Below are 15,594 nucleotides of genomic sequence, written 5' to 3'. Positions count from 1 at the left end.
GTCTCCGGTTTGGATGGGATGACTTAAAGGTCGAGGACCAGCCGCTCGCCCTTGCAGCCCGAGCAGCAGATCATCATGGTGTTGTTGGCCGCCTTCTCCGGGTCGGAGAGGATGGCGTCGCGGTGGTCGGGAATGCCGGACAGCACGCGCGTTTCGCAGGCGCCGCACACGCCTTCTTCGCAGGAGTGCGCCACTTCGACGCCGGCCTCCTTGAGCACCTGCAGGATTGTCTTGCCGCCGGGCACCTGGAGCGACTGGCCGCTGCGGCTCAACTCCACCGTGTAGCCGCCGTCCAGAGCGGCCTCCTGCTTCGCGGTGAAGTACTCGACATGGATCTGTGCCGGCGGCAGTTGCGCCGTGGCCGCCTCGAACGCCGCGAGCATCGGGCCCGGGCCGCAGCAATAGAAGTGCGCATCGGCCGGCTGCGTGGCGACCAGCACCGTGATGTCGAGTACGCCACCCGCTTCCGTATCGATGTGCAGGTGAAGGTTCTCGTAGCTCCCCAGTTCTTCCAGGAAGGCGACGTCGACGCGGTCGCGGCAGGAATACACCAGCGTCATCGAGCGGCCAAGCGCCTTCAGGCGCCTTGCCATGCACAGGATCGGCGTGATGCCGATGCCGCCGCCGATCAGCACGGAATGGGCGGCTTCCTCGTTCAGCGGGAAATTGTTGCGCGGCGGCTCGACCTTGATCACCGCGCCGGGGCGCAACTGCTCGTGCATGAAGCTGGAACCGCCCCGGCTCTTCGGGTCGCGCTTCACGCCCACCTGGTAGCGCCTCGGTTCCCGGCCGCCTTCGAGCAGCGAGTACTGGCGCACCAGGCCATTGGGCAGGTGCAGGCCGATATGGGAACCCGGCTCGGAGGGCGGGAGCGTGGCGCCGACCGGGGACGCAAAGGCATAGAGCAGCGTGTCGCGGGCCAGGAATTGAATCGACTCCAGGCGCAGCTCCAGCAGGGCGCCCGTGGAGGGGGGCAGGTCGTTCATGTGTGTCTCCAGTGACGACATTCAGGGATGTGGCGGGGCGTGTGCCTGCCGGCGCTTGGCGTCCGAGGCGGGCGGGGTGGCAGTAGAGCCGGTATCCGGTCGCTTCGTCGTTGACGCGAAATTCTTTTTTGCATATTATTTCGACTAACAAGAAAAAAGTCAAAGCCTCTCGATGAGAGGACTTTCCCGGCATCGGCACAACGGGTCACATCACTGGCGGAAACAGGCGACGGCATCGTGCAGCGCAGCAGCACGGTCCGCGTCACATGGAATGGAGAACAAATTGATCGCAGTCCTCTCTTGCAACGGCGGCACGGTCACACATGGCAGCGGCCCCGCCACCCAGCTCTTCGTCGCCACCTTGCGTGGCATGCATGTATTCGAGCGCGCGGGGCAGGGCGCACCATGGAAGCGGACCCGCGCGGCCCTGGAAGATCGCCACGTGAGCGCCTTGCTGTACGAACCGCAGTCGGGGCTGCTCTTTGCCGGGGCGCACGGCAAGGGCGGCATGTGGGTCAGCCGCGACCAAGGCCTCACCTGGGAGCCGCGCGGCAACGGCCTGAAGAGCGAGCATGTCTACACGCTGGCGGCGCAGTCGCGTGACGGACGCGTGGTGCTGTACCTCGGCACCGAGCCTTCGGCGCTGTACCGCAGCGACGATCTGGGCGAGAGCTGGGTGGAAATCACGGCCATGCTTTCCGTGCCGGATCAGGACAAGTGGACGTTCCCGCCGCCGCCGCATGTGGCGCACGTCAAGAACGTGGCTTTCCACCCGGCGCAACCTGAAACGCTGTACGTTTGCATCGAGCAGGGCGCGCTGCTGAAGACGACGGACGAAGGCGCCACCTGGAGCGAGCCGCGCAGCTATGAATCGGAGCAGGACAAGTTCTATCACGACAACCATCGCGTACTGATCCGCCAGTCGAACCCGGACCAGCTCTTCATGTGCGGCGGCGAAGGCCTGCACTATAGCGCCGACGCCGGGGCGACTTGGACCCACCTGATGACGCGATCGGACCGCATCGGCTATCCCGACGCCATGTTCATCGACCCGCGCGACGAGAACGTGCTGTACCTCGGCGGCCCTGGCAACGCGCCGCGCGAGTGGGGCGCCAAGCGCAGCGCCGACGCCACGGTGCTGCGCAGCCGCGATGGCGGCCTCACGTGGGAAGAGATCCGCAACGGCCTGCCGGCCGAAGTCATCGGCAACATCGAAGGCATGGGCCTCTATCACTGGGGCGACCAGGTCATGCTGCTGGCCGGCACCGCGACCGGCGAGGCTTACGCCAGCGAAGACGGCGGCGAGCATTGGCAGACCATCGCCGACGACCTGCCGCCGATCTCGAAGGGCGGTCACTACCGCTGGTTCCTGCAGGTGGACGAGCGAGAGAAGGTGGAGGACCGCATGCGCACTGGCACCTGACGGCCGCCCCCGGCTGAACCATTCAGAAACGACGAGCCTTGCCTCGCCGCGGCGTCACCGGCGCGCGGTGCGGCGGCGTGCGTCCTCACACAGGAGACAAGACGTGAGCACATTCCCCCTGGAAATTTCCCCCGGCAGCGTGCCCGTGCTGCCTAGCCACGACGCCGCCGTGGCGGCAGCGCGCGCGCTGCATGATCGCATCCGCTCGCGCGCCGACCGGACCGAAGGCGAGCGCATCGTATCCACCGAGACCATCCAGGCCCTGATGGACGCCGGCCTATTCGGCGTGATCACGCCGAAGATGTTCGGCGGGTCGGAGCTCGGCTTCGCCACGCTGGTCGACGTCACCGCCGAGATCGCTTCGGCGTGCGGCTCGACCGGCTGGGTGTACGGCGTCCTCGCCGGCCATAGTTGGATGCTTAACCTGTTCCCGCTGGAAGCGCAGCGTGAAGTGATGAGCGCCGAGCGCGTGCTGACCGCCACCGTGTTCCGCCTCGGCGGCACCGTAACGGAAGTCGAGGGCGGCTACCGGCTGGTGGACGGCGACGGCCGCTTCTGCTCGGGCATCGACCACGTGCAATGGGTCATCGTCGGCAACGCGGTGCAGCGCGAGGGCCAGCCGCCGGAGCCGCGCTTCTTCGTGGTGCCGCGCGAAGACATCGAGATCGTGGACGACTGGTTCACCGCAGGCATGCGCGGCACTGGCAGCCGCTCCATCCGCATCGCCGAGACCTTCATTCCTGCGCATCGCTCGGTGTCCGTGAAGGACATGATGTCGGGCATGGCCGACGAAACCGGCTCGGTGCGCGCGCCGATCTACCGGATGCCGTTCCAGAACGTGACGCCGTTCTCGCTAGTCGGCGCCCCTCTGGGCATGGCGCGTGCCGCGGTGCGGTCGTTTTCGGAAGGGTTGGCGGCGCGCCTTGCCACGTTCAGCAGCGAGCAGGCGGCCGAGCAGTCCGCGACGTTCGCGCGGGTGGCGGAATCGGTGGCCGAAATCGACGCGGCGCTGGCCGTCGTGCGCGAGGATGCGCGTCGCGTGGACAACGCGGAAGATCCGCGCTCGATCAGCGATCTCGACTGGGCACGCATTCCGCGCGACTGGGCCTATGCCGCGCAGAAGGCGCGCTACGCAGTGAACGCGCTGTTCGAGGCCGCCGGCGGCTCCGGCATCTACAACAGCTCCGAACTGCAGCGAATCTGGCGGGACGTGAACTCGGCCGCCCAGCACTTCGCCTTTACCTGGGACAGCGCCATGACCAGCTACGGACGCGCGGTCATCGGCCTGCAGCCTTCGAAGTTTGGCCCCAAGGGCCGGTAACGGCCGGAGAGCCCCATGCATGCCGACGACCTGACATCCATCGACGACTACTCGGCCGCCACGCTGTCGTCGATCTGCGAGCGAATGGCGGTTTCCCGAGAGGTGGAGCACATGATCTACCGGGAATCCGAACTGGACGAAGTCTGGCGCCTGCTCGACGCCGACGTCGCCAATGCCGCGCGCGACGGCCGCAGCGCGCAGCAGTTGCAGCGCCTGGAGGCCATGCGCTCCCTGGTGATCGAAGCACACGACCTGGTCGGTAACGACGGAGACACCGTTGCCGCCCGGGAACGCCTCGGCCGTGCCATCGCGCTTCTGGACTGAACCCACCGAAGCCGGCGCACGGCGCCATTTCCCCACAAAGACGATACACAGATTTAAGGATAGGAGGACCTATGCTCACTCGCGAAGACAACAATGTGCTGACCCAGGTTGGCCGCGGCACCCCGACGGGCGAACTGATCCGGCGCTTCTGGATTCCCGCGCTGCTGGCGTCGGAGATCGCCGAGCCCGGCGGCAAGCCGGTGCGCGTTCGCCTGCTCGGCGAAGACCTTGTGGCGTTCCGCGACACCGACGGCAAAGTCGGCCTGCTCGACGAGCAATGCCCGCACCGCCGCGCGTCGCTGGCGCTTGGCGACAACTCCGACGGCGGCCTGCGCTGCCTCTACCACGGCTGGAAGTTCGCGACCGACGGCACCTGCCTGGATACGCCGACCGAGCCGTCCGGCTCCGCCTTCTGCTCGCGCATCCGCGCGCAGGCCTACCCCACCCGCGAAGCGGGCGGTGTGATCTGGACCTACATGGGCCCCGCCGGCGAGCAGCCGCAGTTCCCGGAGTTCGAGTGGCTGTCGTACCCCGCCGCTAACGCCGTGCCGTTCAAGGTGCTAGAGGACTGCAACTACGCGCAGGCGGTCGAAGGCACCATCGACTCGGCGCACGCCGGCGTGCTGCATCGCGAGCAGCCGTGGAGCGCGCCCGCGAAGTACGACCATGAGCGCGACCTGCAGCCGAAGATCGAGGTCGAATACACCAAATACGGCCTGCGCTACGCCGGCGTGCGCAACTTCCGCGAAGAAGGCAAGCTGCACGCGCGTGTGACCGAGGTGGTGCTGCCGTTCTTCACGCTGATCCCGCCCGACGGCTTCGGCGTGCGCAAGAACCGCCGCATGGCCAACGCCTTCGTGCCGCGCGACGACGAGTCGACCTGGCATATCCAGTGGTTCTTCGACGATAGCCAGCCGGTGGATATCGCGTACCGGATCGAGGAAGGCGGTCACTGGGTCGACGAGAACTTCCGTAAGGTGCTCAATATCGACAACTGGTACCAGCAGGACCGCGAACTGATGAAGACGGGGTCGATGTCGGGCATCAAGGGCATCCTGACGCAGGACCACGCGGTCAGCGAGACGCAGGGCCGCATCCTGGACCGCACCAAGGAACACCTCGGCACGTCCGACGTCGCCGTGGTGGCATGGCGCCGCCAGATGATCCGCACCGCGCGCGCGCTGGCCGAGCGGGGCGAGGCGCCGAGCGTGCTGACCGCGCCGATTCCGTTCCCGCAGATCCGCGCGGCCACGGTGATCTTCAGCAACGAGCGCACCTGGAAGCAGGAAGTCCCGCTCAATCCCGACGTGGCCCTGACGGCCTGACCCGGCGATGCTGATCGACAGCCACGCGCACGTTTCGCCGGTGTGGTATGAGCCGGTGGAGACGCTGCTCGGCCAGATGGCGCGCCACGGCGTGGCGCGCGCGGTGCTGACGCAGATGATCGGGCAGGTGGACAACCGCTACCAGGCGGACTGCGTGCAGGCACACCCGGGACGGTTCGCCAGCGTGGTGTGGATCGACCCGGTCGCGCCGGACGCCCCGCAAGTGCTCGCGAGGCTGGCGGACGAAGGGGCCGCCGGCGTGCGCCTGCGTCCCGGTGCCCGCTCACCCGGAGACGATCCGCTGGCGATCTGGAAGGCCGCGGAAGCTTGCGGCCTGGCGGTCAGTTGCGTCGGCAATGCCGAGGCATTTACCGCGCCGGCCTTTGCTGATCTGCTGCAAGCGGTGCCGGGACTGACCGTTGTACTCGAGCACCTGGGCGATACCAGCAAGCCGATGGAGACCGAGGCGGACGGCGAACTGCGCTACACCGTGTTGCGGCTGGCCCGCTTTGACAATGTGAGTCTCAAGGTGCCGGGCCTCGGCGAACTGATGCCGCGTGCCACCAGCGCGCTGCACAACGGGCCCACCTTCGGTGCCGCCGCGGCCGCGTTGCTGGAGGCCGCCATCGCCGCGTTCGGTGCCCCGCGCCTGATGTGGGGCAGCGACTTCCCGGTGGTGAGCAGCCGCGAGGGGTATGGCAACGCGCTGGCGCTGGTGCGCGAGTGCCTGCTCGACCATCCCGCCGCGGTTCGTGACGCCATCCTGGGCGGCACCGCGCGCCGCGTGTTCTGGAAGGAAACCTGACATGACTAGGAAAGTACTGGCGGCCGTCAAGACCGATGTCGAGACGACCGAGTTGAGGGAGTTCGAGTACCCGCAGGTGCAGCCGGACTCCGGCATCCTCAAGGTAGAGGCGAGCGGGGTGGGCGGCAGCGACCCGGAGACGTACCGCAAGCCCGGCCATGCCCCCGTCATCATGGGGCACGAGAATGTCGGCACCATCGTCGAGCTGGGCCCGATCGCGCAGCAGCGCTGGGGCGTGAAAGCAGGAGACCGGGTGGCGCTGCATGAGTATCTGCCGTGCTGGCACTGCGAATGGTGCATGAAGGGCGACTTCCGCCTGTGCATGGAGGTGGACTTTTTCAATGTGAAGGACCGGCTCAATACGCTGCGTTTCGGCATGTCCACCTGCACCATCGCCCCGCACCTGTGGGGCGGTTACGCGCAGTACATGCACCTGCCCCTGAATACCGTGATGCACGTGATACCGCCGGACATGCCGGCTGCCCACGCCACGCTGGCGGTGCCGTTCGGCAACGGGGTGCAGTGGGCCTGCAACGACGGCGGCGCCGGGCCCGGCAAGACGGTACTGGTGTTTGGTCCCGGACAGCAGGGGCTGGGCTGCGTGCTCGCGGCGAAGGCCGCGGGGTCCCTGACGGTGATCCTGGCCGGCATGACACGCGACCGCAGCCGGCTCGATCTGTCGCTGCGGCTGGGCGCCGACCATGCCATCGACGTGCAGAACCAGGATCTCCATGCGGAGGTGATGCGCCTGACGAAGGGACGAGGCGTCGACGTGGTGGTCGATACCACCGGCGATCCGACTGGCGAGGTGGCGCAGTTGGCTGTCGGACTGGCAGCCAAGGGCGCATATCTTAGCCTCAATGGCCTGGAACAAAGCGTGCCAATCGGGGAGATCAAAAAGCGCTACTTGACCGTACGCGCCCCGCGCGGACGCAGCTACGCGGCTGTGGAACTCGCCCTGCACTACATCGCCTCGGGCAGGTATCCGCTCGACGAGGTGTGTTCGCACACCTTCGGGCTGGCGCAGACCCACGAGGCAATCCTGGCTACGGCCGGGAAGGGCGTGGAGGGCGCTATCCACGTGACCGTGGACCCATGGAAATGAGCGGTCTCGTGTACCTACTGGCGAGGCCGAACCAACAGCATTTAGAGGAGATATAGCCGATGATAGACAGTCATGCACACCTGATTTCCGCCGACGTGGAACGGTATCCGCCGTCGCCGCTGAGCGGCGAGCTGGAGCCCGGCGCGCTGGACAATCCCGTGACGGTGGAGCGCCTGCTCGCGCTGATGGACGAGCAGGGCATCGAACGTGCGCTGGCCGTCCAGCGCGCGCATATCTACGGCTTCAACAATGCCTATGTGTGCGATGCCGCGGCGCGCTACCCGGAACGCTTGCGCGCGCTGGGAATGGTGGACGCGCTCGATCCCGACATCCGCAAGCAGGTGAGGCACTGGGTCGGCGAGCGGGGCGCAGTCGGCATCCGTCTGACCGAGCCGTTCAAAGGCGCCGACCCGTCATGGTTTGCTTCGCCCGAGGCAATGGCGGCATGGGAGGCCGTGTCGGAGCTGGGCGGATCAGTGCGCCTGCACTTCTACCGCTGGAACCGCGAGGCATGCCTGAAGGCGCTGAAGCCGGTGCTTGCGAGATTTCCCCAGACCAGCGTGGTACTGGATCACTTCTCCAATATCGCCGGCGAGAGCGGCGCGCCGGATCACGGGGTCGACGCGCCCCTGCTGGAGATGGTGGAACATCCCAATGTGTATCTGCTTTACTCGATGATTAACTTGGGCAAGCTCGCCGCGGCGCAGATGTCGGCGTCGCCAATGGTCGAGGGCGTGGTGCGTGAATTCGGCGCGGATCGCGTAATGTGGGGGTCGGACGTCGCGCAATCGAAGGGCAGCTACGCGCAGATGGTCGCCCTGGCGAAGGAGTCGGTGTCGCTGCTCCCGGCGGCCGACCAGCGCAAGGTGCTGCACGACACCGCGCGCGCTGTGTACTGGGGAGGCCGCTGAAGTGGGCCGGCGCGAGGTGTTTGCCCCGCCCACGGCGCCAGCCCCTCGTGCGACGGCCCCGGACATCCCTTCGCGGCTCGCGGCCGAAATCCGTGAGCTGATCAACGAAGGCAAACTGTCGCCCGGACAGCAATTGCGGCAGCAGGACCTGGCCCGGCGCTTCGGCATCAGTCGCGTGCCTGTCAGGGAAACGCTCAGCCTGCTCGTGGCCGAGGCGGCTGTCCGGCATGACCCCAATCGCGGATTCCATGTCGCGCCGCTGTCCAGTTGCGAGGCACGCCAGCTCTATCGCATCCGCCACCTGCTCGAAACCGAGCTATTGTCGACGGTACGATGGCCGGATGTCCAAGAACTTGCCGACCTGCGCGCCAGGCTGGCCTTGCTCGACCACTATCTCACAGGGGGTGCCCGCGCTGCCTGGGTGCGCGCGCACCGCGCGTTCCATGGGGCCATCTTCGCCTTGTCGCCGGATTCTGTGCTCAGGCGCGAAGTGATGCGCTTGATGCGGCAGACGGACCGCTACCGGGCGCTGGCTTCGCCAGATATCGCGGGCTATCGCTTTCCGGCTGACCCGGAGCACCACCTCGTCGAGACGCTTGCCGCGCAAGACCGCGCCGCGCTGCTGCAAGCCTACGGACGCGATCGCAGTGCGGTGGAGGAGCGCCTGCTGGCGTCGCTGACCGCGAGAGGTCTCTGAAGTCACGTTTTCGCGCCGCAGGTCTCCCGTCCGCCGCCGCACGGACGGGGCCCGCGCTCGCCCGGACTCCAGCGTTGCGCGGCGGGAAACGGGGTTTACCCCGTGACCCCAAAGAAAAGATTGATGGCGGCGAATTCGATGTATAAGATTCGCAATACTAAATTGAATATTATTTCGGCTGACGGGAGCGGGGAGCCGCATCCTCTCAGGACGAAAGCACCTTCAGACACAGCGGCCTATGTCGCCGCTGGCAAGAACATAACGACTAGAAGGAGACGATGTGGACAAAAGACTCGCCGGGATAGCGGTAGCCGGTTTCCTCCCCCTTGCGGCATCGGCCAGCAGCGTCACGATGTACGGGGTTGCCGACAGCTTCGTTGGCTACTTCCGCAATTCCGAGAAAAGCGTGACGAGCCTGAACTCCGGCGGCTTGGCCGGGTCCCGGTGGGGGATGCGCGGTGAGGAGGATTTGAATGCGGACCTGAAGGCGGCTTTCGTGTTGGAAGGCGGCTACAACATGGATACGGGGACCAATGCCCAGGGCGGCCGGTTGTTCGGCCGCCGCGCCACGGTCGGCATGCGAAGCAAGACCTATGGCGAGATTTCCGCGGGCCGGCAACCGACACCGGGCTATGACTTTTCCGCGATCTTCGATCCGGTGCTGATGGCTCCAGGGTCTGTGGCGGCATCACTCACGGGCGAGACAAGTAACCCGTGGATGTTCAATCCGCTCAACGATCCGGCGCGGGCCGACAACGCCCTCCGATACAACTCGCCGTCATTCGGTGGTGTGACCGTTTCCGCGGCGCACGTTTTCAGTGAGAACGCGGGCACACCGGTCAATCGCAATTACGACATCGTCACGCTGCTGTATTCGGGAAACAAGCTGCAGGCGGGTTACGGCTTCGCGCGGGCGACTGGTACCACCAACCTCACGCCCGACACTAGTCGCCAGCTCGAGCACGCCTTCGCGGCGTCGTATCAGACCCCTTGGGCGACGCTGTATGGCACCTACCAGCTGCGTTATCGACTGGGCGCCGCCCACGATTCGGCCTGGCAGGTGGGTACGACCATTCCCGTCGGCGCCGCAGGCAACCTGAAGCTCGGCTACGGCGCCCGAGATAGCGGCGTGCCGGATAGCCTCCCTTCGACGACGGCGACGGCGGACGTCCGCGCTTGGGCGATCGGCTACACGTATGAAACGTCGAAGCGTACGACGCTGTATGCCTTCTTCAAGCGACTGGATAACCGGGGATCGTCAAAACAAACGATCTTTCCTCCCGGGGGGCTTGGCGCACCGACTCAATTGCACGAGAGCGTCAACGCATTAGGCGCGGGCATCTATCATCGCTTTTGACCGCTTTCCTGGGGTCCGCCATGATCGGTGGCCGCTTCCGAATAATTTTCTCGCAGAGTTTGCATATGAAATCGAAGTCTAAGTTGACCAATGTCATCTCCATCTGCGTGGGGATACTGATCACGCTGTCGTTCACGTACAGCCTTCATTTCAATCCGCGCTGGTACGGAGACGACGGCCCTGGTGTCGGCAAGCTGCCACGCGTTATCGTCCTGAACTACATGAAACAGGCCTACGATGACGGTAAGGGAGTAGAAGCCGCACGCGGCTATTTCTCGCCAAAGATGGTCGACCACAACCCGGGCTCCATCGAGTTGCGCGATGGTCCGCCCATCCGCCATGAAATCAAGCAGGTCATCGCCGAAGGCCTCGTGGTCGCCGTCTATCACCGAGTGGAAGCGGCGCGTGGAGAGCCAGCCATCGAAGTGCTCGACGTGTTCAAGACGGGCGCCTACACCGGCCGGATTGCCGAAAGGAAACGATTCATCCTGTCCGCGGCAAGCGGCGCTGCCGTTGCGAAGTCGGCAGCTCTTGCCGAGCCGGTAGCGGCACAAATCGCCATGAACGGAGGACGCGCGAGCGGCCAATGAGGCTTCGAGCATACACCAACAGGGATATTCCGTTGGAAGTTGCAACTTGGGGAAAGACAAATGAATGTGCTGGGTAATGTGAAAATTGCAAAGATCGACGCCGCCTTGATCGGCCGGATGATGGTCACCCTGATGAGACTGACGCTGGGAGCCTGGATGATCAACAGCGGGCTGAGCCACTGGCTGACGAACTGGGGATTTCCGCCAATTTTTCCGCAACCGCTTGGGACCTTGCCGGCATCGAATGCAATGCTGGTCACCCTGCTCGAGACCGGGGTATTCGATATCGTCAAGGCATGCGAATTGCTGGCCGGACTGCTGCTCCTGCTTGATCTCTTCGTGCCGTTCGCGCTGGCGATGACGCTGCCGATCTCCTTCATGGTGTTCTTCAACGCCATCGTCCTGAACCTCCGGTACGGATTGATCTTCAGCACGTCGATGAGCGTGTGGTGCCTTTACCTGAACCTGATCCTGATCCTGGCCTATCTGCGCTACTACCTGCCGATGCTGACGTGCAGGGCACCGTTGGGAAGTCTTGAAGACTTCAAACGGCTGCCGACTGTCTTTGCTTCCTGCCAGGAAGAGCGCCGCAGCACCTGATCGTTGCGCGCGGCGGATATCCATTCCCCAAACACAATCTGGAGTACAAAATGTTCCTTCGCAATTGCTGGTACATGGTGGGCTGGTCCACGGACTTCAACGCAGACACCATCGTGCCCTTTACCGTCATCGACGAGCCGCTGGCCATTTATCGCAAGACCGACGGAAGTCTGGCCGCGTTGGAAGACCGCTGCTGCCACCGCCTGGCGCCGCTGTCGGTAGGGCGCAAGGAGGGCGACGAACTGCGCTGCATGTACCACGGCCTCAAGTTCGCGCCGGACGGGCGCTGCACGGAAGTGCCCGGCCAGGAACGCATCTCGCCACGCGTTTGCGTACGTGCCTATCCGATCGTCGAGATGCACGGCGCGGCGTGGGTCTGGATGGGCGAGCCCGAGAAGGCTGATGTGTCACTGGTGCCTCCCATCATCGGCCCGGACAATGCCGAATGGGCGATGGAGTGCTCCACCTTTGACATGGACGTCAACGCAGAACTGATCTCCGACAATCTGCTCGACCTCTCCCACGCGCCATTCGTCCACGAGGCGACGTTCGGCGCCAGCGACCCGGTCGCGCTCAAGATGATGAAGGAGAGCGAGACCAAGCGCGGCGTGACACAACTGGAGCGCGGCGTGCTCGCCGACCGCTGGCAACTTGGCCGCCAGTCCAACCCGTACTTCGGCGCGCGGCCGTCGGACGACCGCGTCGTCAGCCTCTTCCTGGTGCCGGGCGTGTTCGTCCTGACCATCACCTCCTACGACCCGGGCGTGCTCCAGCGCAACGAGGGCGGCGAAGTGACCGAGACGCCGATCTTCAAGCGTTGCACGAGCCAGATGATTACGCCGATCAGTAAGAACAAGTCGCGCTTCTTCTTCAACTTCGGGCCGTGGGCCGCCGCCGCCGACCTCAAGCAGCACTGCTTCGGCATTGCCGACGCGGCGTTCCAGGAAGACAAGGCCATGATCGAAGCCCAGCAGGACATGATCCGCCGCTCGCCAGACCGCAAGTACGTGCTGCTGCCGATGGACCAGCCGATCGTCCGCTACAACGAGATCTACGCCCGCTTGCTGGCCGACGAGCAGCCGATTGCCGAGCCGGCCTGACTGTTCCCCCCACGGATTCAGAGACGAGAAGATGGAACAGAAAGAGCATGCGGTGAACTGGCAGCCGCCGGTGTGGGACGACGAAGCCGACATGGTGGTGGTCGGATACGGCGGCGCGGGCGCGACGTTCGCCTTCGCAGCGGCCGAGGCCGGCGCCGACGTGCTGGTCCTGGAGAAGGGCGAGCGCGGCGGCGGCAACTCGGTCTGCGTCGCAGGCGGCCTCATCATGACCTCGACCGACGAGGCCGGCACGTTCGACTACATGAACTGGCTGTGCGCGGGCCAGACCGACGAGGCGGTGCTGCGCACCTTCGTTGCCGGCCTGAAGGACATCCCGGCCTTCCAGCACAAGCTGGAACTGCCGCTGAAGGACAACCCGAAGCCCTTCAGCGCGCCGGGCTTCTTCCCCGAGTTTCCGGGCGCGCCGGGCGCCGCCAGCATCCACGGCATGAGCGTGGTGGCGGCGCCCGGCGGCGCGGGGCTGTATAACGCCATCGCCGCCGTGGCCGAGAAGCATGGCGCGCGCGTGCAATGCAATACGGCGGCCACGCAACTCGTGCAGGACCCCATCTCGCGCGCCATTCTCGGCGTGACCGCGCGCACTGCCGACGGCCGCACCATCGCCGTCAAGGCGCGCAAGGCGACGGTGCTCGCCAGCGGCGGCTTCGAGTTCGACGAGCAGATGTGCCGGCAATACCTGACACCATGCCCGATCCATTTCCTCGGCAGCCCGAACCTGACGGGCGACGGCATCCGCATGGCGCAGGAGGTCGGCGCCCAGCTCTGGCACATGAACGCCGTGGCCGGGCCGCTCAACTGGGGCATCAAGGTGGACGGCGGGCGGGTCTACGTGACGTATGACCTCAACAAGGTCGCGGGCTTTGGCTACAACTCGGGGGCGTTCAAGGACGGCGGCAGCCTGATCTGGGTGAACCGCCAGGCGCGCCGCTTTCACAACGAGACCACCGACACCGCCGACGTGCGCCACGGGCTCGGCAATCGCGCCACGTGGCTTGCCACCAATCCCGATGTGCCTGAGTTCGTCAACGTGCCCGCCTTCCATATCTTCGACGAGAAGGTCCGCGCGGGCGGCGCCGCCATGACGACGCTCAACTCGCGGACACCGCCCTGGAGCCAGGATAACCTCGCCGAGCTGGAGAAGGGCTGGGTCATCCAGGCCGACACGCTGGAGGAACTGGCGCTGAAGTGCCGCTGGGATGCCGAGCCGGGCGCGTGGCCTGCCGGCCATCTCGACCCCGAGGCGCTGAAGGCCACCGTGGCGCGCTACAACGCGCAATGCGGGGCCGGCGAAGACACCGACTTCGGCCGCAAGAATTTTCTGGTTCCGCTAGACAAGGGGCCGTACTACGCCATCGGCCCGATGCTGCCCACCTTCCTCAACACGCACGGTGGCCCCCGTCACGATGCACGCCAGCGCGTGCTGGACCAGCGCGGCGCTCCCATTCCGCGCCTGTACGCCATCGGCGAGTGCGGCTCGCTGTGGGGGCCTTACTACAACTCGATGGGCGATATCGCGGAGTTCATCGTTTCGGGTCGCACCGCCGCGCGCGCCGCGCTGGATGAAGCCGCCTGGGACCGCTGAAGCCTGAACAACGAGAGCTCGGAAGAGCCGCAACCGGAGACAACTATGTTGGAAAGCCCCACCACAATCCAGTCGCCGCCCCGCAGGTCGGCGGTAGCCGCGCCAGCGCCCGCCAAGTCGGCGGTGGCCCCTGGCGGCTGGGTCGTGCTGTTCGTGCTCACCCTTGTCTATATCGTGTCGTTCATCGACCGTGGCGCCATTTCGCTGGTGGTCGGGCCCATTAAGCAGGATCTGGACGCCACCGACCTCGAAATCAGTTGGCTGCTCGGGCTGTCGTTCATGCTGCTGTACAGCGTGCTCGGCATCCCTGCCGGCTATCTGGTCGACCTGTACCGACGCAAGTACCTGCTGAGCGGCGCCATCCTGATGTGGTCCGGCGTGCAGATGCTGTGCGGGCTAAGCAATACGTACTGGCAATTGTTCCTCGCGCGTATCGGCCTGGGCGTAGGGGAGGCGATGCTGCCGCCGGCGGCTTCGTCGATGATCCGCGACGCCTTTCCGCCCGAGCGGCGCGGGCTTGCGTTCGGCATCTACAACATCGGTCCGCTGCTGGGCAGCGGGCTGGCGCTGGTGCTCGGCAGCTTCCTGCTGACGTTCGCGGCCAGCGGCAAGCTGGCGGGAGTGCCGCTGCTGGGCACCCTGAAGCCCTGGCAATTCGTGCTGATCGTGCCAGGACTGCTGGGCCTGCCGCTGGCGGCCGTGATGTTGCTGTTGCGCGAGCCGCCGCGACGCGACGCGGTAGCGCAGGCGGATGGTGTCACCTATCCGGCCGCACTGCGCTTTGCGTGGCAGAACCGGGCCGTCTATGGGCCGCTGTGGATCGCCATCTGCCTCTATGGCATCGCCATCGGCAGCCAACTGGCGTGGCTGCCCGAGATCATCCACCGCGCAATGGGCACCAGCCGTCCCGTGATCGGCCAGACGCTGGGCGCGATCAGCGTGGTGGCCTCGCCGCTGGGCCTGTTGTTCTTTGGCAGCTTGGCGGACAAGCTGCAAAAACGCGGCTGGATCGACGCACCGGTTCGCGTCGCGATCGGTTCGACCGCAGTGGCTGCGCTCATCACCGCCTGCTTCCCGCTGATCCATAGTGCCCAGCTCGGCGCCATCGCCTACGGCGCGCAGACCTTCTTCTTTGTGATCTTCGCCGTCGCCGGCGGGGCCACCATGGCAAATTTCACCCCGGGCAACATGATGGGCAAGCTGACGGCGCTGTACTACCTCCTCACCAACCTGCTTGGGCTCGCGCTCGGGCCCACCGTGATCGCTCTGGTGGCGAAACTCTGCTTCGAGGGCCCCAATGCACTAGGCCATTCCTTCGTGACGTGCTACGTGGTAGCCGTAGCACTGGCAGTTTGTCTGCTGTCGCGCGTTTCGAAGGCGCTGCGCAGCCAAGGGCGCCAAGCCGCTCAATGACCCTAGTTTCTGATTTCTTTGCCCCTCGATAAAC

Annotated in this window: 15 protein-coding genes; 14 read left to right on the top strand and 1 reads right to left on the bottom strand. The window is 65.6% G+C overall.

Going from position 1 to position 15,594, the window contains the following annotated elements:
• Positions 1 to 23: 23 nt before the first annotated feature.
• On the bottom strand, positions 24 to 986 hold the full coding sequence (locus ABNX08_RS39175) for a PDR/VanB family oxidoreductase (protein WP_349606148.1): 963 nt from the start codon (positions 984 to 986) through the stop codon (positions 24 to 26).
• 283 nt (positions 987 to 1,269) lie between these two features.
• Between ABNX08_RS39175 and ABNX08_RS39170 the strand changes: the two genes are divergently transcribed.
• From ABNX08_RS39170 to ABNX08_RS39105, 14 genes are all read left to right on the top strand, one after another.
• Positions 1,270 to 2,409: a glycosyl hydrolase gene (locus tag ABNX08_RS39170; RefSeq protein WP_349606149.1), complete on the top strand. Its 1,140-nt coding sequence runs from the start codon at positions 1,270 to 1,272 to the stop codon at positions 2,407 to 2,409.
• 103 nt (positions 2,410 to 2,512) lie between these two features.
• On the top strand, positions 2,513 to 3,730 hold the full coding sequence (locus tag ABNX08_RS39165) for an acyl-CoA dehydrogenase family protein (RefSeq protein ID WP_349606151.1): 1,218 nt from the start codon (positions 2,513 to 2,515) through the stop codon (positions 3,728 to 3,730).
• Positions 3,731 to 3,745: 15 nt separating this feature from the next.
• Positions 3,746 to 4,054 (top strand): hypothetical protein, encoded by a 309-nt coding sequence (locus ABNX08_RS39160; protein WP_349606152.1) that lies wholly within the window; start codon positions 3,746 to 3,748, stop codon positions 4,052 to 4,054.
• A 71-nt stretch (positions 4,055 to 4,125) separates the two neighbouring features.
• Positions 4,126 to 5,379, top strand: coding sequence for a Rieske 2Fe-2S domain-containing protein (locus tag ABNX08_RS39155; protein ID WP_349606153.1), 1,254 nt, complete (start codon positions 4,126 to 4,128; stop codon positions 5,377 to 5,379).
• 7 nt (positions 5,380 to 5,386) lie between these two features.
• On the top strand, positions 5,387 to 6,184 hold the full coding sequence (locus ABNX08_RS39150; RefSeq protein ID WP_349606154.1) for an amidohydrolase family protein: 798 nt from the start codon (positions 5,387 to 5,389) through the stop codon (positions 6,182 to 6,184).
• A 1-nt stretch (position 6,185) separates the two neighbouring features.
• A complete protein-coding gene (locus ABNX08_RS39145) occupies positions 6,186 to 7,289 on the top strand; it encodes an alcohol dehydrogenase catalytic domain-containing protein (protein WP_349606155.1) in 1,104 nt (367 codons plus the stop codon).
• A gap of 59 nt (positions 7,290 to 7,348) precedes the next feature.
• Positions 7,349 to 8,200 carry an amidohydrolase family protein gene (locus tag ABNX08_RS39140; protein ID WP_349606156.1) on the top strand — a complete coding sequence of 284 codons (852 nt, stop codon included), beginning with the start codon at positions 7,349 to 7,351 and terminating at the stop codon, positions 8,198 to 8,200.
• A gap of 1 nt (position 8,201) precedes the next feature.
• The gene (locus ABNX08_RS39135) at positions 8,202 to 8,897 is read left to right on the top strand and encodes a GntR family transcriptional regulator (protein WP_349606157.1); all 696 of its coding nucleotides are present in this window, start codon (positions 8,202 to 8,204) and stop codon (positions 8,895 to 8,897) included.
• A gap of 280 nt (positions 8,898 to 9,177) precedes the next feature.
• Positions 9,178 to 10,254 (top strand): porin, encoded by a 1,077-nt coding sequence (locus tag ABNX08_RS39130; protein WP_349606158.1) that lies wholly within the window; start codon positions 9,178 to 9,180, stop codon positions 10,252 to 10,254.
• A gap of 65 nt (positions 10,255 to 10,319) precedes the next feature.
• Positions 10,320 to 10,844 carry a hypothetical protein gene (locus ABNX08_RS39125; RefSeq protein ID WP_349606159.1) on the top strand — a complete coding sequence of 175 codons (525 nt, stop codon included), beginning with the start codon at positions 10,320 to 10,322 and terminating at the stop codon, positions 10,842 to 10,844.
• 60 nt (positions 10,845 to 10,904) lie between these two features.
• Positions 10,905 to 11,444 (top strand): DoxX family protein, encoded by a 540-nt coding sequence (locus ABNX08_RS39120; protein WP_349606161.1) that lies wholly within the window; start codon positions 10,905 to 10,907, stop codon positions 11,442 to 11,444.
• Positions 11,445 to 11,494: 50 nt separating this feature from the next.
• Positions 11,495 to 12,544: an aromatic ring-hydroxylating dioxygenase subunit alpha gene (locus ABNX08_RS39115; RefSeq protein ID WP_349606162.1), complete on the top strand. Its 1,050-nt coding sequence runs from the start codon at positions 11,495 to 11,497 to the stop codon at positions 12,542 to 12,544.
• Positions 12,545 to 12,575: 31 nt separating this feature from the next.
• Positions 12,576 to 14,147 carry an FAD-dependent oxidoreductase gene (locus ABNX08_RS39110; protein WP_349606163.1) on the top strand — a complete coding sequence of 524 codons (1,572 nt, stop codon included), beginning with the start codon at positions 12,576 to 12,578 and terminating at the stop codon, positions 14,145 to 14,147.
• A gap of 45 nt (positions 14,148 to 14,192) precedes the next feature.
• Entirely contained in the window at positions 14,193 to 15,560 is a 1,368-nt protein-coding gene (locus ABNX08_RS39105) for an MFS transporter (RefSeq protein WP_349606165.1), read from the top strand.
• Positions 15,561 to 15,594: the final 34 nt, after the last annotated feature.

Source organism: Cupriavidus sp. DF5525 (assembly GCF_040149425.2).
GTDB lineage: Bacteria > Pseudomonadota > Gammaproteobacteria > Burkholderiales > Burkholderiaceae > Cupriavidus > Cupriavidus pickettii_A.
The sequence above is the reverse complement of the archived record's forward strand: the minus strand, read 5'-3'. Positions and strand labels throughout refer to the sequence as shown.